Source organism: Pseudomonas alkylphenolica, assembly GCF_000746525.1.
Taxonomy (GTDB): domain Bacteria; phylum Pseudomonadota; class Gammaproteobacteria; order Pseudomonadales; family Pseudomonadaceae; genus Aquipseudomonas; species Aquipseudomonas alkylphenolica.
Genome location: NZ_CP009048.1, coordinates 1,913,355 through 1,936,931, shown reverse-complemented (window position 1 = coordinate 1,936,931; position 23,577 = coordinate 1,913,355). Strand labels below are relative to the sequence as shown.

The window sequence follows — 23,577 nt, the reverse complement described above, 5'->3', positions numbered from 1 at the left end:
TCAAGGTCGTAGTCTGCGCTAGGCGCATTTCCTACACGGGACTACAATCGCCTCCCCCGCATTCATAGCTGTTACTTGCATGCCGACCTGTACGCTCCACCCCCTGCCCTACCTCGCCGACCCTGCGACCTACTTCGCGCGCATCCGCCAGGCCCCCGGTGCCGTGCTGCTTGACAGCGCCCGCCCAAACGCCGAGCGCGGTCGTTTCGACTTGCTCAGCGCCTGGCCAGTGCAAACCCTGGCACCGCAAGCCGCTGAAAGCGGTGAAGCCTACCTGCAGCGCCTGCGCGCCAGCCTTGCACAACTGGGACGGGCAACCCTGCCAGACGACGTCGAACTGCCCTTTGCCGGCGGCCTGATCGGCTACCTGAGCTACGACTTCGGGCGGCGCCTGGAGCAGTTGCCGAGCCTGGCTGCCGATGACCTCGGCCTGGCCGACGCCAGCCTCGGACTGTATGCCTGGGCACTGATCAGCGACCATCAGCTCGGGCGTAGCCAGTTACTGTTTCACCCGAGCCTGGCCGAGACCGAGCGCCAACGCCTGATAGCACTGTTCGAAGCACCGCCGACGGACCACGAGGGCCATTTCTCCCTGCTGGCCCCCATGCGCGGCGACATCAGCGCCGAGGACTATCACCAGGCCTTTGAACGGGTGCAGGCATACATCCATGCCGGTGACTGCTACCAGATCAACCTCACCCAGCGTTTTCGCGCGCCGTGCCAGGGCGACCCCTGGCATGCCTACCTGGCCGTGCGCCAGGTCTGCCCGACGCCTTTTTCCGGCTTCCAGACTCTGGCCGATGGCAGCACGCTGCTGAGCTTCTCGCCGGAGCGTTTCATCCAGGTCAGTGAAGGCCGGGTCGAGACCCGCCCGATCAAGGGCACCCGGCCACGCAGCGCAGACCCGGCAGAGGACGCTCGCAACGGCGCCGAACTGCTGGCCAGCAGCAAGGACCGAGCGGAAAACCTGATGATCGTCGACCTGCTGCGCAACGACCTGGGCCGCACCTGCGAGATCGGCTCGGTGAAAGTGCCGGAGCTGTTCAGCCTGGAAAGCTACCCCAACGTGCATCACCTGGTCAGCAGCGTCACCGGCCAGCTGGCCGCCGACAAGGACGCTCTGGACCTGATCGCCGGCAGCTTCCCCGGCGGCTCGATCACCGGCGCGCCGAAAATTCGCGCCATGCAGATCATCGACGAGCTGGAGCCCAGCCGTCGGGCACTGTATTGCGGGTCATTGCTGTACGTCGACGTGCGCGGCGAAATGGACAGCTCGATCGCCATTCGCAGCTTGCTGGTCAAGGATGGCCAGGTGTGCTGCTGGGGTGGTGGTGCGGTGGTGGCCGATTCGGACTGGCAGGCGGAGTATGAAGAGTCGATCACCAAGGTGAAGGTGCTGCTCGATACCTTGCAGGGCCTCTGAAAAGCATCGCGGGGCAAGCCCGCTCCCACCGGTCACTCACAACTCCGGTGGGAGCGGGCTTGCCCCGCGATGAGACCCTTACAGGCTCAGCGACCGATTCGAAGCCTTGATGAACTCCTTCTTCAACGCCTCGAAATCATGCACCGCCGGAAACTGCGGGAACTCGCGGATCACATTCTCCGGCGCATGGAACAGAATCCCTGCGTCAGCCTCACCCAGCATGGTGGTGTCGTTGTACGAGTCACCGGCAGCAATCACCCGGTAGTACAGGCTCTTGAACGCCAGCACCGACTGGCGCTTGGGATCTTTCTGGCGCAACTGGTAGCCGGTCACCCGGTCCGTCTCGTCAGTGATCAGGCGATGGCAGAGCAAGGTCGGGAAGCCCAGCTGGCGCATCAGCGGCTGGGAGAATTCGTAGAAGGTGTCGGAGAGAATCACCACCTGGAAACGCTCGCGCAACCAGTCAACGAATTCGATGGCGCCGTCCAGCGGCTTGAGGGTGGCGATTACCGCCTGGATATCGGAAAGTTTCAGCCCATGCTCATCGAGAATGCGCAGGCGCTGCTTCATCAGCACATCGTAATCGGGAATATCACGGGTGGTGGCCCGCAACGATTCGATTCCGGTTTTTTCCGCAAAGGCGATCCAGATTTCCGGGACCAGTACGCCTTCCAGGTCGAGACAGGCAATTTCCACAGCACACTCCTCGAACAACGCCAAAAATGGGAAGCCGCACTCTACATGCGCGGCGTCGGCGCCGGCAATTTTTGTTAAGATCGTGGTATTACGAGCGCCAAGCGCCATTCAATGACCGGAAGCCGCCTGATGAGCCAACCCTTCGACGTCGCCGCCCTGGCCGCGACTTATGCCGACAAGTCCCCGCAAGACATCCTCAAGCTTGCCTTTGAACACTTTGGCGACGACCTGTGGATCTCCTTCAGCGGCGCCGAAGACGTGGTGCTGGTGGACATGGCCTGGAAGCTGAACAAGAACGTCAAGGTGTTCAGCCTCGACACCGGCCGCCTGCACCCGGAAACCTACCGCTTCATCGATCAGGTGCGCGAGTTCTACAACCTGCCGATCGAGATCCTCTCCCCTGATCGCAGCAAACTTGACCCCTTTGTCAAAGAGAAAGGCTTGTTCAGCTTCTACAAAGATGGCCACAGCGAATGCTGCGGCATCCGCAAGATCGAACCGCTGCGCCGCAAACTCAGCACCGTCAGCGCCTGGGCCACCGGCCAGCGCCGCGACCAGAGCCCCGGCACCCGCAGCCAGGTGGCGGCACTGGAAATCGACAGCGCGTTCTCGACCCCCGAGCGTACCCTGTACAAGTTCAACCCGTTGGCGCAAATGAGCAGCGAAGAGGTCTGGGGCTATATCCGCATGCTCGAGCTGCCATACAACAGCCTGCACGAACGCGGCTTCATCAGCATCGGTTGCGAACCTTGCACCCGCCCTGTGCTGCCTAACCAGCACGAACGCGAAGGCCGCTGGTGGTGGGAAGAGTCGACCCAGAAGGAATGCGGCCTGCATGCCGGAAACCTGATCAGCAAAGGCTGACGTTCCTCCAGACTCGCAAAACCGGCTTCGGCCGGTTTTTTCATGCCCGAAAGAAAGCACTTGCTTCGCGCCCATAGTGTATTGCTACACTAATACACATGGACGCCATGACACTACACATCGAGCCAAGCTCTCCCGACCCGATCTATCGCCAGATCGTCGGCCAGATCACCCGCCTGATCAGCGCTGGAACCTGCCCACCCGGCACCCGCCTGCCCTCGGTGCGCGAAGTGGCCGCCGCCCATGCCATCAACCCGATGACCGTTTCCAAAGCCTATGCCTTGCTCGAAGCCCAGGGCTTGCTGGAGCGCCAGCGTGGCAAGGGCATGCAGGTTGCGGCCGACCATCAGGCCGCCACCCCGACAGAAACACGCCTGCAGGTGTTGCAGCCGACCTTGCAGGAGCTGGCACGCCAGGCCCGACAGCTGGACCTTAGCCTCGATCAATTGATCGAGGCCCTTACCCCTCTCATGAACGAAGCAGCGCTTTCGAAGGATCGCAATGAGTAACCTGCCCCCCGTGGTCGAAGCCCACTCCCTGACCAAACGCTACAAGGATCACATGGCACTGGACGGTGTTTCGCTGAGCATCGAACCGGGAACGGTACTGGGTTTGCTGGGACGCAATGGTGCAGGCAAAAGCACCCTGATCGAGTGCCTGCTGGTGCTGGACGAACCGGCCGCAGCCCTTGATCCACTGGCTCGTCGCGAATTGCTGCGAGAAATCGTCGAGCTGGCGAGCGAGCACGGTAGCACCGTGGTGTTCTCGACCCATATCCTCTCCGACCTGGAGCATATAGCGTCTCATGTTGCCCTGATTCATCAGGGTCAGCTACGACTGTATGCCGAACTTGACCAGCTCAAGGATGAATTGCGTCTTAGCCTGGAAGACCTGTTCATGGAGCTGGCAGCATGAAGACCTCGGCACTCAAGCCGCTGTTCTTCGGGTCGTGGCTGCTCGCTGCGGGCGCTCTGTGCTACGTGCTGACGCTGGCTATCGGTGCCAGCCTCTGGCACCTCGCACCTGAAGACCAGGCATCACTGGCCTGGCCTTTCACCTGGGCCGTTGCCGCCGCCCTGTGGTGGCTGTTCCATGGTCCAAGGCTATGCAGCCTGACCACGAACATGATTGCTTTACGCGCACCCAAGGTTCGTCGCACCTTGCTGGGCGCAGTCGGCATGCACATGGCACTGAGTATCGCCCCACCACTGATGTGCCTGGTGCTATGGCCAACGACCAGCCATCACCTCCCGCAGTTGGCGGCGGCATTGTGGCTGGGTTCATGTTTCGGCTTGCTGACCATCAGCATGCCGTGGGCCTTGAACTTCATCCCGGTAACCCTGCTCAGCCTGTACTGGCCCGTGCTCGCCAACCCCGGCCAGAGTGCTCTGCTAGGCGCACTGGCGCTGCTACTGACCTGGGCACTGTGGCAGTACCATTCGCAGCGTCCACGGACAAAGCTCATGACGCCACTGGGAGTAGCACTGAACGGACTCACCTTTGGCTCGCCGGGCACAGGCAAGGCGTGCACGGCTGCAGCACCAGGCATTGTCAGCAGCAGCGCTCCATCTCAGAACCGACAGTGCCAGGATCGCATGGCCGCCCTGCTTGGCCGCAGTTGCCAGACCATCGAGCAGATATACGGTAAACGCGGCCAGTATCTGATGTACCTGGCTCTGGCGAGCGTCATGACGTTCGTCTACTGGATAGAGCCGAACTACAACAGTGGCTTCCTTGCCATGTGGGTGGCGGCCCTGTTGGTCTGGACACCCATGCAGCCCATAGCCACGCTGATCGATCTTCACGGACGCAACCGCGCGACCTTGGCCGAACTGCTCCTTGCGCCTGGCCTGCCGCCACGCGAGCAATTGCAAGCGACCCTGCTGCGCCAACTACGTAGCAGCCTGCTCGAGCGCCAAGTGCTGATGACCTTGCTGCTGATTGCCATGGGGATACACAACGACAGCCCAGGATTGCACCGGCCACTGGCTGCGATTGCCTTCAGCGCATTCATGCTCGCATTGAGCCTTGGCCTGGCCAGGCTCGCCTGGCGGGGTGCACTGAGCAAATTCCACTGGGGCATGGGCACCGCGCTGCTGATGGTGTCGATCTACTTTGGCACCCTCATGCTCATCATTTTCTGAGTCAAACCGAGGACAAGAAAAAACCGGCACGATGGCCGGTTTTTTCATGCCTGCTGCAGGTATCAGTGCACCGGCAACTCGACATCCGCAAACAGCTCTTCAAGCTCTTGCTTGTTATGGCATTGGATGGCCTTGGCCATCACTTCACGGGTCAGGTGCGGGGCAAACTTCTCAATGAAGTCGCACATGAAGCCACGCAGGAACGTGCCACGACGGAAGCCGATCTTGGTCACACTGGACTCGAACAGTTCGCTGGCATCGAGGACCACCAGGTCATTGTCGAGCTTGGTATCGACGGCCATCTTGGCCACGATGCCCACGCCCAGGCCCAGGCGTACATAGGTTTTGATAACGTCGGCGTCAGCAGCGGTGAACACCACTTTCGGGGTCAGGCCGCGATGGCTGAAGGCTTCATCAAGCTTGGAGCGCCCGGTGAAACCGAACACATAAGTAACGATCGGGTATTCGGCCAGAGCTTCGAGGGTGAGCTTGGGCAACTTGGTCAGCGGGTGGCCTTGCGGCACCACCACGCAACGGTTCCAGCGATAGCACGGCATCATGACCAGGTCACCGAACAGCTCCAGGGCTTCGGTGGCAATGGCAAAATCGACAGTGCCATCAGCAGCCATTTCAGCGATCTGCATCGGCGAACCCTGATGCATGTGCAGGGCCACTTCCGGGTACTGCTTGATGAAGCTACTGATCACCGGTGGCAGTGCGTAACGCGCCTGGGTATGCGTAGTGGCGATCGACAGGGTGCCCTTCTTCTCGTTGGAGAATTCCTGGGCAATCTGCTTGATGCTTTCGACCTTGCGCAGGATTTCGCCAGCGGTGGTGATGATACGCTCACCGGCCGGGGTCACGCGGGTCAGGTGCTTGCCGCTGCGGGCGAACACTTCAACGCCCAATTCGTCCTCGAGCAAGCGGATCTGCTTGCTGATGCCCGGCTGGGACGTATACAGACTCTGCGCTGTCGCGGAGACGTTGAGGTCGTGGTGCGCCACTTCCCAGATGTAGCGCAATTGTTGAAGCTTCATAGGTATCCCTCAAATCAGCTGGGGCGTCACCGGCAGCAGCGACGATTTATAACTATATTAGTGGTTTGAAGAATAAATCTAGAACTATTTTAACAGTCTAGTAGGAATCCACTGACAAGGCAGCCCTAAGCCTTCCGACGCCCCAGGTGCTGGGCCAACGGCACCATGTACACCGGCACTGGCGAAAGCTGCAGCAGACGCACCGCCGTGCGGCCGATAGGAATATCAACACCCGCCCCCTGGCTATGGCTGCCAAAGATCAGCAGGTCGACGCTCAGGCGCTGCGCCTGCTCGAGAATTACCTGGGCCGGATCGCCCTGGCGCACCCGCACCGCCTTGATCAGCGCCAGATCTGCTTCTTCGCCCAGCTCGTCACGAAAGTTTTCCAGGACCTTCTGCTCGATGTTGGCCATGACGTTGTTGACCCCCTGGCTGTGCAGCTGGTCCAACGTCTGCTCATCCAGATAGCTTTGCAGCAGCGACTCGGCGAATTGCCCCATGGGTTCGACGGCATGGATCACATAAAGCTCTGCATTGAACGTGCGCGCCAACGCCAGCGCGTGTTGCATGACAAAAGGCGCGTAGACACCGAGGTCAGTGGCAAACAGCATGGAATGGATCATTCGACCTCCTCGACTGCCGCGTGGGCAGAGCAAGCTTCAGCTTAGCAGCGCGCCGATGTCGTGCCGTTCCGTCTAGCGCCCGGTATCAACGGCCTGATTCAGGGTCGGTTCGTTGCTGATGCCATGCGGCACATGGCCAGTTGCGACAACGCTGCGCGCCCGCTCGCAATGACCGGCCTGGTCGTCGAAGAACACATCGGCGGCGAAGGCCTCAAGGAACGCCGACTTGTCCAGACCGCCAAGGAACAGCGACTCGTCAAGACGGATATCCCACTCGCGCAACGTGCGGATCACCCGTTCGTGCGCGGGCGCTGAACGTGCGGTGACCAACGCCGTGCGGATCGGACAGGCGCCGTCGGGAAACTCCTTCTGCAGCAGGTTAAGCGCGGCGAGGAACGGCTTGAACGGTCCGCCTCGCAATGGTTCGCGGGCCGATTGGCGTTCGCTGGCCTGGAACGCCTCCAGCCCAGCCGATTGGTAGACCCGCTCCGACTCGTCGGAGAACAGCACAGCGTCTCCATCGAAAGCGATGCGCAATTCATCGCTGGCGGCTCGTTGCGCGCCTCCAGACAAGATGGTCGCCGCAGCGAAGCCGGCTTCAAGCGCACTGCGCACATCGTCCGCATCGGTCGACAGAAACAGATGACAGCCGAAAGCCGCCAGATACGGATACGGACTGCGCCCACCAACAAAGGCAGCACGGTAGATACCCAGACCGTGATGCTCGATGGAGTTGAACACCCGTAAACCGGTATCGGCACTGTTACGCGACACCAGCACCACCTCGACCCGGGGCTGGCCAAGATGGGCGTTAAGACCCAACAACTTTTGCACCAGCGGGAAGGCATCACCGGGCGCCAGCACTTCGTCCTCGTGATCGATCTGATACTGGCGGTAGGCCTCGACTCCCTCTGCCAGGTAAAGGCGATGACTTTCGCTGAGGTCGAACAGCGCCCGCGAGGAGATGGCGACCACCAGTTTGTCGCCGAGATTCTTGCTCATTTTCCACTCCTTTTAGGCCAATCGCGGGGCCGGTGGGAGCGGGCTTGCCCCGCGATTGGCCCGATCAATAAAGCCCAGCGCCTGATACAACGCTTCAATCCGCGGCAAACTGCAACCCGCCGCACGCGCCTGCGCCAGCGGCTCAGCATAGATTGCTGCCAGCTCCAGCGGCCGCTGCTGGGCAAAGTCGTGGTACATGCTCGGCCAATAGTCCGGCATCTTTTCCGTTACGGCGAACAGATGCTCAGCATAGCCCTGGGGCAATTCGTGGCCACAGCTACGCGCGCCCTCTACCACCTCTGCCATCAGCGCTTGGATCAGCTCACGGCTCTGCGCATCGGCCATCAACGGCGTGGTGCTGGCCCTGAGCAGGACCGACAGACCGTTGTAAGGCACATTCCACACCAGCTTTTGCCAGCGCGCCTGGGCCAGATTGCTCATGGCCTGCGAGTCGATGCCCGCCGCGCGGAACAGCTCGGCCCCCTCTTCGACCACATGTTGACGCGCGGCGGCATCGGCAGCCGGGCCGCTGTGATACCCCAGGTTCACCGCCCCAAGGGACTGGTGGCGGACCACACCAGGCGCCTCGCGATTGACGCAGATAAAACACAAACCGCCCAGCAGGTGCAGATGGGCTGGTAACAACGGACGCAGACTCTCCTCGACACCCAGGCCATTCTGTAACAGCACCACTTTGCAATCGCTGGCCGCAGCCTTGGCGATCAACGGTGCCAACTCGGCATTGCTGGTGGTCTTGGCGCCCACCAGCAACCAGTCGCAGGGCGGCATGTCGGCGACATCGGCATAAGCCTGCACCGGCATCTGCAGCGTGCCATGAACTGCGCTTTCGACCCGAATCCCGTTGGCACTGACCGCATCGAACTCGCTACGCAGAAGGAAATGCACATCGAACCCGGCCCGAGCCAGCATCAAGCCGTAGTAACCGCCAATGGCGCCGGTACCGATGATGCCAATACGCGGACTGCTGGTGTTCATCCTGCTCTCCTTTAACCGTTCATTTTTTGTTCAATTTTTTTACACGCAAATCAAGCGCTTTACGAACCTTCACTATACTGAGGCGAACAAGGTCAAAAAATCGACACGGAGTCGATCATGCGTGGATACCTGCCCCACCCGGACGATGTTCCGGTCGTACTGGCGCTGCGCCAGTCGCCCAGCCTGTTTCGCCAGCGCCTGCACACTATCAGCCTGGGCGGTATCGCCTGCAACCACCCGCGCGCCTACCGCCGCGGCATGGCCATCGAAATGATCATCCCTTCCCTCGGTGAATCAGCCCGTTACCCAGGCTACGTGGCCTGGTGCCAGAAGCAGCAGGACGGCTACCGGGTTGGCATCGCCTTTGTTGATGAACAGGCGCTGTTCGGGGCCAGAATGAGTGAACAGGTCTGCCAGATTCAGCACCTCTACCAGCAGCAAGCCCTCGACCAAAGCACCCCGCCCGACCTCAATGCCCTTGCCGAGCAATGGGTCAGCCTGCACGCCGGCGAATTCTCCGAAGCCAACCTTGAGGCCACCCATACCCGCCAGATTCTCGTTTAACTGCAAAAAACCCTGCGCCAGCAGGCTTTCACACGCAGGAAAGCGGACTCTACCCATTGTCGAGCCACGGTGTAACGCGCTAAGGTTCGGCTCCCCGCTGCGTACAATTTTCGCTGCTCCGCCGCACGGGGATCGCTGGCGGCCGGCACCCGTGACCTGACGAGTAACACGATGGCTGATTTACCGATCGATGACCTAAACGTTGCCTCCAACGAGACCTTGATCACCCCCGATCAGCTCAAGAAGGAAATTCCCCTGAGCGCCACCGCGCTCAAGACCGTGACTGCGGGCCGTGAAGTGGTGCGCAACATCCTCGACGGCAAGGATCACCGCCTGTTCGTGGTGATCGGTCCCTGCTCGATCCACGACATCAAAGCCGCTCACGAATACGCCGAGCGCCTCAAGGCCCTCGCTGCCGAAGTGTCCGACACCCTGTACCTGGTCATGCGTGTGTACTTCGAGAAGCCGCGCACCACGGTCGGCTGGAAAGGCCTGATCAACGATCCGTACCTGGACGACTCGTTCAAGATTCAGGACGGCCTGCACATCGGCCGCCAGTTGCTGCTGGACCTGGCGGAAATGGGCCTGCCTACCGCGACCGAAGCCCTCGACCCGATCTCGCCGCAGTACCTGCAAGACCTGATCAGCTGGTCGGCTATCGGTGCGCGTACCACCGAATCGCAGACCCACCGCGAAATGGCTTCGGGCCTGTCGTCGGCCGTCGGCTTCAAGAACGGCACCGATGGCGGCCTGACCGTGGCAATCAATGCCCTTCAGTCGGTCTCCAGCCCTCACCGCTTCCTCGGTATCAACCAGGAAGGCGGCGTATCCATCGTCACCACCAAAGGTAACGCCTACGGTCACGTGGTACTGCGCGGCGGCAACGGCAAACCGAACTACGACTCGGTCAGTGTCGCCCTGTGCGAACAGGCGCTGACCAAGGCCAAGATCAAGCCGAACATCATGGTCGACTGCAGCCACGCCAACTCCAACAAGGACCCGGCCCTGCAGCCGCTGGTGATGGAGAACGTCGCCAACCAGATCCTCGAAGGCAACCAGTCGATCATCGGCCTGATGGTCGAAAGCCACTTGAACTGGGGCTGCCAGGCGATTCCGAAGGACCTCAACGACCTGCAGTACGGTGTTTCCATCACCGACGCCTGCATCGACTGGGACGCCACCGAGAAGACCCTGCGCAGCATGCACGCCAAGCTCAAGGACGTGCTGCCCAAGCGCAACCGCACCTGACAGGCAAAAACAAAAACGCCGGGCTAAGCCCGGCGTTTTTGCATGTGCGTTGAATGGCAGCGGCATGGCTGCCCTTCGCGATTCTCAGGCTTTGCTGGAGTGCCGCTGCTGGCGCTCCATGTAACGTTCCACGTACGAGCATGACGGAATCACGGTGTAGCCCATGTCTTCTGCGTACTGCAACGCCTTCTCGGTCAGCGCCGCGGCAATACCCCGGCCCCGCAACGCATTGGGAACAAAGGTGCGGTAGATATCCAGGGTTTGCTTACCCAGGTCCATGTAGGTCAGGTAAGCACGATGACCGTCCACACTGGTCTCGAATTGATGACCAGCCTGGTCATGGTGGATGGACAACGCCTCGCTCATCACTACTCCTCGCGGGTCTTATGATTTGACCCCTACCTTACCGATGTTTATCCGGCGAAGGAACCTCTACGCCACCCCGTGCCCGTTTGGACAGCAAGAACAGCTTGGTCGTTCTCTGGCAAAAGAGCACGTACAAATAGTAGGCGCCCCGGGCCCGAATGCTCAAGGTGTCTGGTCGCAAAAATCGTGCACTAGCAGCCAGCGAACCAGGCTGCGGGCAGCGCCCTGAACACTTGCCGGATGTTGTAGAGCTAAGACGTTGGATGACACTTTAAGTCACCGTTAGTTCAACAAAAAAACACACTTGCTACACTAGATTACAGCCGCTGCGGCGGCGCCTTCACAGTTTTTTTACAAAGGCTGTGGCGGCCCCGGGACAGGCGTATTTTTTTGCAGTTCTTGCGCTCTGTCAGTTTACTTACTACAAGTAATGGGTACTATGTACACCGGCTAGTTTCTCTTTGCTGAGAGATGGCTATTTAATAGAAAGTCCTTGAAGGGGAACACGATGAACAACGTTCTGAAATTTTCTGCTCTGGCTCTGGCCGCAGTTCTGGCTACCGGTTGCAGCAGCGTATCCAAAGAAACTGAAGCTCGTCTGACCGCTACTGAAGACGCAGCTGCTCGTGCACAAGCTCGCGCTGACGAAGCCTACCGCAAAGCTGACGACGCTCTGGCTGCTGCTCAAAAAGCACAACAGACCGCTGACGAAGCTAACGAGCGCGCTCTGCGTATGCTGGACAAAGCCAGCCGTAAGTAATTATCCCTCGGGATTTTTATTTGGAGCCGACCCACTTGTGGGTCGGCTTTTTTATTGCCTGCAAGAAAGTAACCGACAGAAACGACGAGGCCTGCACAATGGCAGGCCTCGGATGCAACAACCCTGGGGGTTACTGCATGTCTAGCGGTACGCTTGAAACCATTGGCTGCTGGCCGGTGGTTGGCACGGCGATTTCCACCGGCATGCCGTCCTCAGCGGCAACCACGTCACGCACCATGTCCCAGTTCATGCGCAGGTTGTTGGCCAGGTCTTCGCGCTTGAGCAAGGCGTTGATCACTGCGGTGTGCTTGTCGACCACCGACGGATCGCCCTTGTCGTCCAGCGGCGTGTGCGCCTCGAGGTAGACCTTGCCAGCGCTGATACCGAACTTGTACGGCTCGTTGATGATGCGTACCGGAACACCGACCGGGGCCATCTTCGACAGCTCCAGCACGTTGTTGTTGAACATGCGGAAGCAACCGTGGCTGGTGCGCATGCCGATACCGAACTTCTTGTTCGAGCCGTGAATCAGGTAACCCGGTACGCCCAGGGTGAACTTGTAAGGACCCAGCGGGTTATCCGGGCCTGCCGGTACCACGGCTGGCAGGATGTCACCGTCTTCGGCGTGTTCCTTGCGGATCGAGGCCGGAGGCGTCCAGGTCGGGTTTGGCGTCTTGGCCGTGACCTTGGTATTGGCGATCGGCGATCCCCAGCCTTCACGCCCGATACCCAGCGGATAGGTATGCACTACGTTCTGCCCTTTCGGGTAGAAGTACATGCGGTACTCGGCGAGGTTGATGACGATGCCTTCGCGCGGGCCTGGCGGCAGGATGAAACGGGTCGGCAGGATGATCTCGGTGCCGGCGCCCGGCAGCCAGGGGTCGACGCCCGGGTTGGCGGCGATCATTTCCAGATAGCCCAGGTCGTTGGCCGTGCCGATATCGGCAAAGGTGTCTTCGTACTTGGCCTTGATCACTTGAACCTGACCAATGACATCTTCGCCCGGCGGTGGCAGGGGGAACTCCAGCGCAGCAACAGGACCTGCCGCCAGCAGGGCGGCCAGGGACAGGCAACGGGTGACGGCGGGAAAGCGCGGCAACATCCGGGAAATCCTTCGCTAATTCAGTGAGGTCAAGACGACGATTGTACACCGCCCCCGGCACAATCGGGAGTGATCCGGACGGAGGAAGGCGTTACAAGGGATGAAAGGTTATATCGGAGCGTTACAGTTCCGGCCACACAGGCCGCGTACCGCGGCGCTGGGCATCGAGAATGGCCCGGCACAGTGTGCACAGGCGCCGATCGCGGTAAATACCGCGCTCGACCGTGGACCAGCGCGGCTGCGCCGGCAACAAGGTGCCGCACAGCGTGCGGTCGGCCGAGCCTCCCAGCTCCAGCTGACGGGCCACAAGATGGACGCGGATCTCCTGGCAGGCGAACAGGTCAAGCTGTTCGTCAGGCTCGATCAATTGATAGGCAAACAGGGACCAGGCGGGACGCGGCATCGGGGGCTCCAAATCGGGGGCGCCACATTAGCCGAAAGCCGGTCAGTATAAAAGCATCAAAGCAGCGGTTTTAGCTGCGGCCAGGCATTTTCCAGCAAGCGCGCCTGGGCGCCCTGCCCCGGATGGATACCGTCGGCCTGCATCAGCTCGGGCACACCGCCCACCCCTTCGAGGAAAAACGGCACCAGCGGCACCTGTTTTTGCGTCGCCAGATTTTCATAAACCTGAGCGAACGCATCGGTGTAACGCTTGCCGTAATTGGGCGGTAAACGCATGCCCAGCAACAGCACCTTGGCACCGGCCGCGCGGGACTCATCGATCATCGAGGCAAGATTTTGTTGCAATTGCGTTGGAAGCTGCCCACGCAGGCCATCATTGCCACCCAGTTCCAGCACCACCAACTCCGGCTTGTGCTCTGCAAGCAGCGCTGGCAGCCGCGCCTGGCCGCCTGCACTGGTGTCGCCACTGATCGAGGCATTGACCACGGTGGCGTCGATTCCCTCGGTTTTCAGGCGTTGCTCCAGCAAGGCAACCCAGCCCTGGCGGGTATCCAGGCCGAAAGCGGCACTGATACTATCGCCGACAATCAGCACGGTACCCGCTGCTGCGCCCTGCGCCATGCACATCAAGGCCAGGCCAGCACTCAATAACCACACTCGCATCGGATTCTCCATGGGCCCCAGCATTCTCACTGCGCGGAACCTTAGCAAAGTGGTTCCCAGCGCGGAAGGCGACCTGACCATCCTGCACGAACTCTCACTGGAATTGAAACAGGGCGACAGCCTGGCCATTGTCGGGGCATCGGGTTCGGGCAAGTCGACCCTGCTCGGCCTGCTTGCCGGCCTGGACCTGCCCAGCGCAGGCTCGGTGACCCTCGCAGGCCACGACCTCGGCCCGCTGGACGAAGACCAGCGCGCGCGGGTACGTGCCGAACATGTGGGCTTCGTGTTCCAGTCGTTCCAGTTGCTCGACAGCCTCAACGCCCTGGAAAACGTCATGCTGCCCCTGGAACTGGACGGTCGCCGCGACGCCCGCGAACATGCCCGCAGCCTGCTCGAACGGGTCGGCCTGGGTCAGCGCCTGAGCCACTCGCCACGGCAATTGTCGGGTGGCGAGCAGCAGCGCGTGGCCATCGCCCGAGCCTTTGCCGCGGAACCTGCGGTGCTGTTCGCCGACGAGCCGACCGGCAACCTCGACAGCCATACCGGCGAGCGTATCAGCGACCTGCTGTTCGAGCTGAACAAGGAACGTGGTACCACCCTGGTACTGGTCACCCATGACGAACGCCTGGCCCAGCGCTGCCGCCGTCTGATCCGCCTAGACGCCGGCCACCTGGTCGCGCCGCTGGAGCCCTGATGGCCCGCCTGCCGTTTTTCCGCCTGTTCGCCCTGGCCCTGCGCCAGTTGCTGCGCGACGCCCGTGCCGGCGAGCTGCGCGTGCTGTTCTTCGCCCTGCTGGTGGCAGTGGCCGCCAGCACCGCCATCGGCTACTTCGGCGCCCGCCTTAACGGCGCCATGTTGCTTCGCGCCACTGAGTTCCTCGGCGCCGACCTGGTATTGCAAGGCAGCTCGCCAGCCCGGCCCGAACAGATCGCCAGTGGCAAGTCCGCCGGGCTGCTGCACGCCCAGGTGGTTGAATTCTCCAGCGTGATTGCCACCGATAACGGCATCCAGTTGTCGAGCATCAAGGCTGCCGACAACGCCTATCCACTGCGCGGCGAACTGCGCAGCGCTGCCGAACCCTATGCCAGTGAAACCAGCGGCAGCGGGCCGGCGCCGGGCGAGGCCTGGGTCGAACCGCGGCTGTTGGCGGCCCTGAACCTGAAGATCGGCGACAGTATCGACGTCGGCATGAAAACCTTGCGCATGAGCCGGGTGCTGACCTACGAGCCTGACCGCGCCGGCAACTTCTACAGCCTGACACCGCGCGTACTGATCAACCTTGCCGACCTCGACGCCACCGGCGTGGTGCAACCTGGCAGCCGGGTCAGTTACCGTGATCTCTGGCGCGGTGAACCCGAGGCCCTGGCCAGTTACCGAGACAGCATCAGCAAAGAGCTGGCGCCAAACCAGCGCCTGCTGGATTCGCGCGACGGTAACCGGCAGATCGGCGGTGCCCTGGGCAAGGCTGAACGCTATCTGAACATGGCCAGCCTGGTTGCGGTGCTGCTGGCTGGCGTCGCTGTGGCCTTATCTGCCAGCCGCTTTGCCACCCGCCGATTTGATGCCAGCGCCCTGCTACGTTGCCTGGGGCTGTCGCGGCGCCAGGCACTGAGCCTGTTCTGCCTGCAGCTGGCAATCCTCGGCAGCCTGGCCGCCTTGGGTGGCGCGTTGCTCGGCTGGCTGGCACAGCTCGGTCTGTTCAAGCTGCTGCAAGGCCTGATGCCCGCGCAGATCCCGCCCGGTGGGCTGGCCCCCGCGCTGGCCGGGATCGCTACCGGCATGGTCGCTCTGGCGGGTTTTGCACTGCCGCCACTGGCCGCCTTGGGCCGGGTGCCACCGCTGCGCGTGCTGCGCCGCGACTTGCTGCCGGTGCCAGCGAGTAGCTGGCTGGTGTACGGCGCCGCCCTGCTCACCCTGGGCCTGATCATGTGGCGTTTGAGCCTCGACCTGCTGCTGACCTTTGCCCTGCTCGGCGGCGGCCTGGTGGCGGCGGTACTCCTCGGCGGCCTGCTATTGCTCGGCCTGCGCAGCCTGCGGCGCTTGCTTGCCGGCTCGCCCCTGGCCTGGCGCCTGGGCCTGGGCCAACTGTTACGCCACCCGCTGGCAGCTGCCGGACAATCCCTGGCCTTCGGCCTGATCCTGTTGGCCATGGCGCTGATCGCCTTGCTGCGGGCCGAACTGCTCGACACCTGGCAAAACCAGTTGCCCAAGGACGCGCCGAACTACTTCGCCCTGAACATTCTGCCCGACGACAAAAACACCTTCGCCCAGCGCCTGAACGAATTTTCCGCCGAAGCCGCACCGCTGTACCCGGTCATTCCCGGACGTCTGACCGAAATCAACGGCCAGGCCGTACAGCAGATCGTCAGCAAGGAGTCCACCGGCGATCGCGCCGTACAGCGCGACCTGAGCCTGACCTGGGCCGCCGACCTGCCCCAGGGCAACACCCTTAGCGAAGGCCAGTGGTGGCAGGCCAGCAGTGGCAATGGCAATGGCAATGGCCTGCCCGGCGTGTCGGTTGAGAGCGAACTGGCGCAGAGCCTCAAGCTGAAACTTGGCGACCAGCTCACCTTCAGCATCGGTGGCCAGCAGCGCCAGGCGGTGGTCAGCAGCCTGCGCACAGTCAACTGGGACAGTTTCCAGCCGAACTTCTACATGATCTTCCAGCCCGGCACGTTGCAGAATTTGCCCACCACCTACCTGACCAGCTTCTTCCTCGCCGCCGGCCACGATCAGCAGGTGGTGGCATTGTCGCGGGCGTTCCCGGCAGTCACCATCCTGCAGGTCGATGCACTGCTCGAACAGCTACGCAGCATCCTCGCCCAGGTCACCCTGGCGGTTGAGTATGTGCTGTTGTTTGTCCTTGCGGCGGGGCTGGCAGTGTTGTTTGCCGGCCTGCAGGCGACACTGGACGAGCGCATTCGCCAAGGCGCCCTGTTGCGTGCGCTGGGCGCCGGGCGCAGCCTGCTGATCAAGGCCCGACGCATCGAGTTCGGCTTGCTGGGTGCCGCCAGCGGTTTACTGGCGGCCATCGGCTGTGAGCTGATCACCCTGCTGCTGTACCGCTACGCCTTCGACCTGAGCTGGAGTCCGCACCCCTGGTTGCTATTGTTGCCGGTTATTGGCGCTTTGCTGGTGGGCGGTGCCGGGGTCTACGGCACTCGCCGTGCACTCAATGCCAGCCCGCTTAAAGTACTGCGTGAAGGCTGACAGAAAGCAGGTGGTATTGGCGGGATATCGTTAGAATCCGTACATCTCTCGCCATACCGACCCCATGAAGGACCAAGCGTGGCTACAAACATCATCACCCGAGAAGGTTACGAGGCGCTGAAAAGCGAGCTGGATCACCTTTGGCGCACTTACCGCCCCGAGATTACCGCCAAGGTTGCCTGGGCCGCGTCGCTGGGCGACCGCAGTGAAAACGCCGACTATCAGTACAACAAGAAGCTGTTGCGGGAAATCGACAGGCGCGTGCGCTACCTGCGCAAACGCCTGGAGGACGCAAAAGTCGTCGATTATTCGCCTGAACAGGAAGGCAAGGTGTTCTTCGGCGCCTGGGTAGAGATCGAGAACGACGAAGGCGAGACCAAGACCTTCAGGATCGTCGGCTACGACGAGATCTATGGTCGAAACGACTACATCTCAATTGACTCGCCCATGGCCCGCGCGCTGCTGAAGAAAGGTAAAGACGACGAGGTAGTCGTGCAGACACCCAATGGGGAAGCGACCTGGTACATCAACAGCGTCACCTATAAACCACCGGGTTCAAACAAAGAGGCGTAACAGCGTCATGTGTTTGCTGGCGCAGCGTGACTCGTGCCGGCCTTTGACCAGTCCCATGAAAGTGCCTCTGGCACCTGGAACAGCGGACAAACACAACAATACGGTCTGAACCCTCATGCATGCCCAACGAAAAGCGCTGCACAACGAGCTGCATGCTCGCCCGTCGCTGTATTTCGACGAGCCGGCTCATGTTTACCATCTGGCCTTTCTCGGCACTGCCGCTCAATGCAATGCCCTGCTGCAGCGCTGCACTCCCGACACCTTCGCGCCTGAAGCGACGCAAGGCATCACTCAGTTCCATGGCCATCCGTTCAAGTGGGAGCGCCATGCCGAATTCTTTACCCTGACCCTGGTGGTGCCCGCAGACAGTAGCGAGCTGAACTGGCGCTCGCTTCCCGAGTTGCTGGCACAGGCGATCGAGCCCTTCGAAGACCTGATCATCAATGCTGTGCAAGTGGTGGTGCGCGATGAAAACGGGCTGGACCTCAGCCGCTATGGTTTCAAGGACCCCTGCGGCTCCTGTGTCGGCGGTGGCGATGCCGTGGTCTGGAGCGATTTTCGCCTGACCGAAGACGGCACCAATCGCTTTCTGTTCATCAACCGCCGGCTCAATGCCTATCGCCAGGGCCGCATGATCCGCCGTCTGCTGGAGATTGAGACCTACCGGATGATGGCCTCGTTAAGCCTGGACACCGCCAAAGCCTTGAGCGGTCAACTGGATGCCTATGACCGCAGCCTGGTCAGCTTGTCGGAACGCAACGTGGCCAGCGACGGTGGCAATGCCAAGGCCTTGCTGGAAGATATCGCCCAGCTGTCACGCCAGGTGGTCGGCAGCACGGTGAAAAGCCGTCACCGTTTCAGCGCCACCCAAGCCTACGCACAGCTGGTGTTCGAACGCATGGGCGAACTGCGCGAAAGCCATGTCGGCGACTGCCAGCGCCTGGGTATATTCATCGAGCGCCGCTTCAAACCCACCGTGCGCTATTGCGCTGCCACCGAGCAGCGTCTGGAGCAACTGGCCGAAGGCGTCGCCAACCTTGGCGATCTGCTGCAAGCGCGGGTACAGGTGGAAATGGAAGAACAGAACGCCGAAATCTTGCGCAGTCTCAATGCCCGCGCCGAATCGCAGATCAAGATCCAGCGGGCGGTGGAAGGCCTGTCGATCATTGCCATCACCTACTACCTGCTGAGCCTGTTCAAACTGGTCTATGCCGGTTTGCATACCCTCGGCGCACCACTTTCAGCACGCGATGCGCTACTGGCAATGGCGCCGGTAGCGATCCTTATCTTGCTGGTGATCTTGCTGCGGATCAGAAAAGCCAAGGCACATTGAACTGCCCTTGCCCAACAGCGGAATCAACCGCGGGTGATCAAGCCTTGTCGCGCAACGCGGGTCAGGTGCCCGATCACCTCGGCGGCGTCTTCAGCGCTGGGCGACTGAATCACAGCCAGGTCGAAGCGGTCGCTGGCGAACTGGTCAAGGGAAGCGCGGGTGTCGGCGAACTGAATCAGAAATGCTGTGGCGCTGCCTTTGCGGCGCGGCCAGCCATCGAGAAATCGCAGGAGTGTAGGTTGGTGGCTACCGCCCAGCAAAATGCGCGGCACACGGGTGGCCTGGCTGGCAGGCAGAGGGGTCAGACAGACACTGGTACGTGGACAACTCATGGAGTAATTCTCCGCCTCGCAGATCCCGCTGGGCTGCGGTGGGAGGCGTCACCGAACCAGCGTTTTAGCGGTATTCGGTGAACCACATCGGGTTCTCCTGCGCCCCGCAAGTAGCTGTTTAAATCGGCGCAAGTCAGCATCCTAGAGAAGCGGCGGGCGGAATGTCAACCCGCACCAAGGTCGTTGCCACACAAAAAACAAGAGCGAAGCGAATTGTGCTCTTGCTCTGCTTTTGATCTTGATCCACCCGCCCCGTTAACCAGTAGGGCTGAGTGGAGGTGTCGTGGAGGGGCTAGCGCGCAGCGCCTTCGGCGTTAGCCGAAGTTGCGAAGCGTAGAGTTGCTCGCAATGCCCCGTAGCGACGCCGGAGCGAAGGGACCCGAAGCGCAGCGTAGGGCCCCTGGTGGGGCGAGAATTTTTTGCTGGAACTGTCCCATGACAACGGACGCCAAGAAGCGATACTTACATCGCTAACTTGGAGGTTCCCATGTACCCACCAAATCGCCGTAGCTACACCGACGAATTCAAGGCCCAAGCTGTTGCACTGGCTGAAACGGTCGGCAGAACCGAAGCCGCTCGTCAGCTAGAGATGTCTGTTAAGACGCTGGATAACTGGGTCGATGCGTCACGCAAAGGTCTTCCGTTGAGTTCACCGGAGCGTCAACCTGTTACCAAGGAGAGCAGCGAGCTGGCGCGATTACGGGCCGAGAATGCTGAACTCAAAATGGAGCGTGAAATCCTAAAAAAGGCGGCGGTATTCTTTGCCAAAGAGTCCAGGTGAGATACGCCTTCGTCGCTAAAGAGCGGGCTCAGTTCCCGGTGCGTTTGTTGTGCCGGGTGTTGGGCGTGTCAGCTTCAGGATTTTACGATTACCTAAACCGCCCGGTTCGCCCAGATCCAGACAAACAGATTCGAATTGATCTGCGCAGGATCCATGCCGCCAGTCGAAGCACCTATGGGCGGCCACGGTTGGTCGAGGCATTGCGTCAGATACCTCATCGAGTCGGCCACAAACGGGTTACGCGGCTGATGCACGAGGAAGGTATCCATGGCAAACCCAAGGCTCGCTTCCGGCCCCAGACCACGGACAGTCGCCACTTCCAGCCTGTCGCACGCAATGTGCTTGACCGTCAGTTTTCGGTACAGAGCGCCAATCCAGCCTGGGTGAGCGACATCACCTACATTTCAACCCGAGAAGGCTGGCTGTACCTGGCGGTGGTCTTAAGCATCCAGACCCGCCAGGTGCTGGGCTACAGCTTGGCGGACAGGATGCCGGATGATTTGGTTGAGCGCGCATTTATCAACGCTTGGAACGCCAGTTTGGGGCCTTCTGGGGTTGTGTTCCATTCCGACCAGGGACGCCAATATACGAGCAGCAAATTTCGCCAAGCATTGGCCGAAAAAGGCTTTACGCAGAGCATGAGCCGCAAAGGAAACTGCTGGGACAATGCCGTCGCTGAAAGCTTTTTCGCTACGCTTAAGAAGGAAGAAGCAAGCGGGGTCTATCAGAGCAAGAGGCTAGCTTATGGGGCAATCGCGAGCTACATCCATGGTTTCTACAACAGCAGTCGGCTGCATTCGGCGTTGGGTTATCGTTCACCGAACGCTTATGCAAAGGGCTTGAGGCGGAATCCTTAACACCCAGCTTCTTGGCGTCCGTTGCCAAGGGACAGTTCCATGCTTACTTTTTTTTCGACTGAAAAAAAGTAAGCCGCCGTAAGGGCGGAAAGGTGATTCCGCGCCACCCTGGCAAATGGATATGCTCAAAAAATACTGGGCAATCAAAGGCCTCATCGCGGGGCAAGCCCGCCCCTACCGGGCCAGCTTGCTCCGCTTAGCCTCCAGCGACTCCCGCTCACGGTCGAATGCCAGGAAGTACTTGTTAACGCTGTTGACGTAACTGACCGGCCCCATCCCCACCTGCTCCATGGCGATACGCTCGGTCTGGAAAAACCACTGATTGCCGTTCAAACCCCGGCGCCGCGCTTCTGCCCGCATTGCCTGAACCCGCTCCGGTCCCAGGTTGTAGGCCGCCAGGGTAAAGGCCATACGCTCGCGCTCATTAAGCTGGTTACTGGAAAAGAATTTGCGCCGAATCATCGCCATATAGCGCGCACTGGCTTGCACATTGCCATCGACATTACTGATGTTGCTCACCCCCACCCGCTGCGCCGCGCTGGAAGTGATCTGCATCAACCCATGGGTTCCCCCGGCACCTCGGGCCGCAGGGTTGAGCGAAGACTCCTTGAAGGCCACCGCGGCCAGGTTCAACCAATCGATATTCTGTTCACTGGCATGACGCTGCAACACCGGTCGCAGCGCTTCCAGCCGTTTGCGGTCATTGCGCGCCAACGGATTGTGCACCCGGTACAGGCGCCGATAGATACGCTCGAATGCCGCATCCTGGTTCTCCGGCGGCCGGTAGCCCTGCAAGAAGCGGTCGACACTGGCGTGCAACATCACCGCATCGCGCCGCACGTACCAACGCATCGCCTCCGGGGCGGCAACCTGCACTTTGCGATCGATACGCAGCTTGGGCATGACCCTGGCCCAACGCTCGGCGATTGGCTGCTCGACGACTGTCAGATGAAAAATCCCGGCCTGGACCATTTCCAGAACATCTTCCACCGCCAATGTCGGATCGACCCATTCGACCTTGATCGGCGGCAGCTTGCGCAGGGCCAGCTTCTGGTTGATTTCATGCAGGGTATCGCCGACGGCGCTGGCACTGGTCAGGGCCAGGGTCCGCCCGGACAACTGCTCGACCCGCTGAAAGCTGCGTTCACCCTTGCGTCCCACCAGCACCATGGGCACGTTGTCCACCACCGGATCGCTGGCCACCAGACCACGGGTAGAAGTTGGGTCAAGCAGTTCGCCCGGCGCCACCAGATCGGCTTCGCCACGCTGCAGCGCTGCCAGCAGTTGCTCTTTGGCCCGCGGAATGATTTTCAGGCGAATTTCCTGGCCATCGCGGGCGCGGCCATTGAGGTAGTGCTCAAAGGCACGCAGCCGGTGATATTCCACGCCCACCGGCTCGCCTTTGACTTCGCCGGAGCTGTTGCGGCTCTGGTTGACCAGCACCTTGAGGACCCGGCTGCTGCGAATCTGCGCCAGGTCGCGGGCCTGGGTTTTGCTCACCGTTTGTTGCGGACCGGGCAGGCGCGCGCTGGCCGGGCCTGCCAGAAGCAGCCCAAAGCCCAGCACGATCAACAAAAACAGCGCTCGGGTCATCCGTATCAAGGTCCGCGCGTGTGGGGTTGGCGTCATAGCCTGCGGTCACTCCATGACAATTGACCGCAAAAGACCACGACAACTCGTTGAAGTTCTTCGATTTATCGAAATTACTCGAGCTTTGCTATGCTGGCCGGCCAGCGGCCTGAGGTAGCACCATGCAACTCATCGACATCGGCGTCAATCTGACCAACCCAAGTTTTGCCGACAAACACCAAGCGATTCTCGAGCGCGCCGAGGCCGCCGGCGTGGTGCAAATGATGGTTACCGGCACCAGCCTGGAAGGTAGCGAACAGGCGCTGGAGCTGTGCCTGGCGCTGGATGAAAGTGGCCAACGGCTGTTCAGCACCGCCGGTGTTCACCCTCACGATGCCAGCCATTGGAGCAGCGACAGTGCCCGGCAGATGCGGGCCTTGCTGGAGCAGCCCCGGGTGCTTGCGGTGGGCGAATGCGGCCTGGATTTCAACCGTGATTTCTCCCCTCGTCCACAGCAGGAGAAAGCCCTGGAGGAACAACTGGCGCTGGCGGTTGAATTACAGATGCCGGTATTTCTCCATGAACGTGATGCCAGCGAGCGCCTGCTGGCGATCCTCAAGGACTACCGTGACCGCCTGCCCGCCGCGGTGGTGCATTGCTTTACCGGCGAACGCGCCGCGCTGTTCGGCTACCTCGATCTCGACCTGCACATCGGCATCACCGGCTGGATCTGCGACGAGCGCCGTGGCACCCACCTGCACCCATTGGTGAGCAGTATTCCCCAGGGCCGGCTGATGCTCGAAAGCGATGCACCGTACCTGTTGCCGCGCAGCCTGCGGCCAAAGCCCAAGAGCGGCCGCAACGAGCCGGCATTCCTCACTGAAGTACTGCGCGAAGTTGCCTTGCACCGGAACGAAAGCACCGAGCATCTGGCAGCCCATACCACCGCCTGTGCACGCGCCTTCTTTACCCTGCCCGCGATTATTTGACGCATATCAAGGCGCACCCCTGCTCGGTTCGGCACAATGATGG

The 23,577-nt window shown here is 61.0% G+C and carries 26 protein-coding genes; 15 read left to right on the top strand and 11 right to left on the bottom strand.

Features of this window, described 5'->3' with window-relative positions; all coding sequences use genetic code 11:
* Positions 1–79: 79 nt before the first annotated feature.
* Positions 80–1,423 (top strand): aminodeoxychorismate synthase component I, encoded by a 1,344-nt coding sequence (gene pabB / locus PSAKL28_RS09115; protein WP_038609217.1) that lies wholly within the window; start codon positions 80–82, stop codon positions 1,421–1,423.
* Between the two features lie 78 nt (positions 1,424–1,501).
* On the opposite strand, the gene thrH is transcribed toward pabB, so the two are convergent.
* Positions 1,502–2,119, bottom strand: a complete 618-nt coding sequence (gene thrH / locus PSAKL28_RS09110) for a bifunctional phosphoserine phosphatase/homoserine phosphotransferase ThrH (RefSeq protein ID WP_038609216.1) — start codon at positions 2,117–2,119, stop codon at positions 1,502–1,504.
* A gap of 129 nt (positions 2,120–2,248) precedes the next feature.
* Between thrH and PSAKL28_RS09105 the strand changes: the two genes are divergently transcribed.
* The 4 genes from PSAKL28_RS09105 (at position 2,249) to PSAKL28_RS09090 (ending at position 5,127) form a co-directional block, all read left to right on the top strand.
* On the top strand, positions 2,249–2,983 hold the full coding sequence (locus tag PSAKL28_RS09105) for a phosphoadenylyl-sulfate reductase (protein WP_038616370.1): 735 nt from the start codon (positions 2,249–2,251) through the stop codon (positions 2,981–2,983).
* Positions 2,984–3,090: 107 nt separating this feature from the next.
* Positions 3,091–3,492: a GntR family transcriptional regulator gene (locus PSAKL28_RS09100; protein ID WP_257011869.1), complete on the top strand. Its 402-nt coding sequence runs from the start codon at positions 3,091–3,093 to the stop codon at positions 3,490–3,492.
* Positions 3,485–3,898 (top strand): AAA family ATPase, encoded by a 414-nt coding sequence (locus PSAKL28_RS09095; protein WP_038609211.1) that lies wholly within the window; start codon positions 3,485–3,487, stop codon positions 3,896–3,898. The genes PSAKL28_RS09100 and PSAKL28_RS09095 overlap by 8 nt, the downstream gene beginning before the upstream one ends.
* Positions 3,895–5,127, top strand: a complete 1,233-nt coding sequence (locus PSAKL28_RS09090; protein WP_038609208.1) for a hypothetical protein — start codon at positions 3,895–3,897, stop codon at positions 5,125–5,127. The genes PSAKL28_RS09095 and PSAKL28_RS09090 overlap by 4 nt, the downstream gene beginning before the upstream one ends.
* 62 nt (positions 5,128–5,189) lie before the next feature.
* Here PSAKL28_RS09090 and cysB read toward each other — a convergent pair whose 3' ends face one another.
* The 4 genes from cysB to PSAKL28_RS09070 form a co-directional block, all read right to left on the bottom strand.
* A complete protein-coding gene (gene cysB / locus PSAKL28_RS09085; protein ID WP_038609205.1) occupies positions 5,190–6,164 on the bottom strand; it encodes an HTH-type transcriptional regulator CysB in 975 nt (324 codons plus the stop codon).
* A gap of 125 nt (positions 6,165–6,289) precedes the next feature.
* Positions 6,290–6,787 carry a universal stress protein gene (locus PSAKL28_RS09080; RefSeq protein ID WP_038609202.1) on the bottom strand — a complete coding sequence of 166 codons (498 nt, stop codon included), beginning with the start codon at positions 6,785–6,787 and terminating at the stop codon, positions 6,290–6,292.
* A gap of 72 nt (positions 6,788–6,859) precedes the next feature.
* The gene (locus PSAKL28_RS09075; protein WP_038609199.1) at positions 6,860–7,789 is read right to left on the bottom strand and encodes a 5'-nucleotidase; all 930 of its coding nucleotides are present in this window, start codon (positions 7,787–7,789) and stop codon (positions 6,860–6,862) included.
* Between the two features lie 12 nt (positions 7,790–7,801).
* Positions 7,802–8,785, bottom strand: coding sequence for a putative 2-dehydropantoate 2-reductase (locus PSAKL28_RS09070; RefSeq protein ID WP_038609196.1), 984 nt, complete (start codon positions 8,783–8,785; stop codon positions 7,802–7,804).
* Between the two features lie 117 nt (positions 8,786–8,902).
* Between PSAKL28_RS09070 and PSAKL28_RS09065 the strand changes: the two genes are divergently transcribed.
* A complete protein-coding gene (locus tag PSAKL28_RS09065) occupies positions 8,903–9,349 on the top strand; it encodes a PilZ domain-containing protein (RefSeq protein ID WP_038609193.1) in 447 nt (148 codons plus the stop codon).
* Positions 9,350–9,520: 171 nt separating this feature from the next.
* Entirely contained in the window at positions 9,521–10,597 is a 1,077-nt protein-coding gene (locus tag PSAKL28_RS09060) for a 3-deoxy-7-phosphoheptulonate synthase (protein ID WP_038609190.1), read from the top strand.
* Between the two features lie 84 nt (positions 10,598–10,681).
* Here the strand turns inward: PSAKL28_RS09060 and PSAKL28_RS09055 are convergent, their stop codons facing one another.
* Positions 10,682–10,963, bottom strand: a complete 282-nt coding sequence (locus PSAKL28_RS09055; protein ID WP_038609187.1) for a GNAT family N-acetyltransferase — start codon at positions 10,961–10,963, stop codon at positions 10,682–10,684.
* A 508-nt stretch (positions 10,964–11,471) separates the two neighbouring features.
* On the opposite strand from PSAKL28_RS09055, the gene oprI reads away from it, so the two are divergent.
* The gene (gene oprI, locus PSAKL28_RS09050; RefSeq protein WP_003259780.1) at positions 11,472–11,723 is read left to right on the top strand and encodes an outer membrane lipoprotei OprI; all 252 of its coding nucleotides are present in this window, start codon (positions 11,472–11,474) and stop codon (positions 11,721–11,723) included.
* Positions 11,724–11,853: 130 nt separating this feature from the next.
* Here oprI and PSAKL28_RS09045 read toward each other — a convergent pair whose 3' ends face one another.
* The 3 genes from PSAKL28_RS09045 to PSAKL28_RS09035 all read right to left on the bottom strand — a co-directional run bounded on the left by PSAKL28_RS09045 (position 11,854) and on the right by PSAKL28_RS09035 (position 13,890).
* The gene (locus PSAKL28_RS09045) at positions 11,854–12,825 is read right to left on the bottom strand and encodes a L,D-transpeptidase family protein (protein ID WP_038609182.1); all 972 of its coding nucleotides are present in this window, start codon (positions 12,823–12,825) and stop codon (positions 11,854–11,856) included.
* Between the two features lie 121 nt (positions 12,826–12,946).
* Complete coding sequence (locus tag PSAKL28_RS09040) at positions 12,947–13,228, bottom strand: hypothetical protein (RefSeq protein ID WP_038609179.1); 282 nt, start codon at positions 13,226–13,228, stop codon at positions 12,947–12,949.
* 56 nt (positions 13,229–13,284) lie between these two features.
* Positions 13,285–13,890 carry an arylesterase gene (locus PSAKL28_RS09035; RefSeq protein ID WP_038609176.1) on the bottom strand — a complete coding sequence of 202 codons (606 nt, stop codon included), beginning with the start codon at positions 13,888–13,890 and terminating at the stop codon, positions 13,285–13,287.
* A gap of 10 nt (positions 13,891–13,900) precedes the next feature.
* Here PSAKL28_RS09035 and PSAKL28_RS09030 point away from each other — a divergent pair, with 10 nt between their 5' ends.
* The 4 genes from PSAKL28_RS09030 (at position 13,901) to PSAKL28_RS09015 (ending at position 19,006) form a co-directional block, all read left to right on the top strand.
* The gene (locus PSAKL28_RS09030; RefSeq protein WP_028941428.1) at positions 13,901–14,584 is read left to right on the top strand and encodes an ABC transporter ATP-binding protein; all 684 of its coding nucleotides are present in this window, start codon (positions 13,901–13,903) and stop codon (positions 14,582–14,584) included.
* A complete protein-coding gene (locus PSAKL28_RS09025; protein ID WP_038609170.1) occupies positions 14,584–17,100 on the top strand; it encodes an ABC transporter permease in 2,517 nt (838 codons plus the stop codon). The genes PSAKL28_RS09030 and PSAKL28_RS09025 overlap by 1 nt, the downstream gene beginning before the upstream one ends.
* 78 nt (positions 17,101–17,178) lie before the next feature.
* Complete coding sequence (gene greB, locus PSAKL28_RS09020; protein ID WP_038609167.1) at positions 17,179–17,673, top strand: transcription elongation factor GreB; 495 nt, start codon at positions 17,179–17,181, stop codon at positions 17,671–17,673.
* A 115-nt stretch (positions 17,674–17,788) separates the two neighbouring features.
* Complete coding sequence (locus PSAKL28_RS09015) at positions 17,789–19,006, top strand: DUF3422 domain-containing protein (RefSeq protein ID WP_038609164.1); 1,218 nt, start codon at positions 17,789–17,791, stop codon at positions 19,004–19,006.
* Between the two features lie 23 nt (positions 19,007–19,029).
* On the opposite strand, the gene PSAKL28_RS09010 is transcribed toward PSAKL28_RS09015, so the two are convergent.
* Positions 19,030–19,338, bottom strand: coding sequence for a hypothetical protein (locus PSAKL28_RS09010; protein WP_038609161.1), 309 nt, complete (start codon positions 19,336–19,338; stop codon positions 19,030–19,032).
* 487 nt (positions 19,339–19,825) lie between these two features.
* On the opposite strand from PSAKL28_RS09010, the gene PSAKL28_RS09005 reads away from it, so the two are divergent.
* Positions 19,826–20,119, top strand: a complete 294-nt coding sequence (locus PSAKL28_RS09005; protein WP_038608001.1) for a transposase — start codon at positions 19,826–19,828, stop codon at positions 20,117–20,119.
* Positions 20,116–20,976: an IS3 family transposase gene (locus PSAKL28_RS09000; protein WP_038609159.1), complete on the top strand. Its 861-nt coding sequence runs from the start codon at positions 20,116–20,118 to the stop codon at positions 20,974–20,976. The genes PSAKL28_RS09005 and PSAKL28_RS09000 overlap by 4 nt, the downstream gene beginning before the upstream one ends.
* 174 nt (positions 20,977–21,150) lie before the next feature.
* On the opposite strand, the gene PSAKL28_RS08995 is transcribed toward PSAKL28_RS09000, so the two are convergent.
* The gene (locus tag PSAKL28_RS08995; RefSeq protein ID WP_038609157.1) at positions 21,151–22,569 is read right to left on the bottom strand and encodes an MltF family protein; all 1,419 of its coding nucleotides are present in this window, start codon (positions 22,567–22,569) and stop codon (positions 21,151–21,153) included.
* 158 nt (positions 22,570–22,727) lie between these two features.
* Here PSAKL28_RS08995 and PSAKL28_RS08990 point away from each other — a divergent pair, with 158 nt between their 5' ends.
* Complete coding sequence (locus PSAKL28_RS08990; protein ID WP_038609155.1) at positions 22,728–23,534, top strand: TatD family hydrolase; 807 nt, start codon at positions 22,728–22,730, stop codon at positions 23,532–23,534.
* Positions 23,535–23,577: the final 43 nt, after the last annotated feature.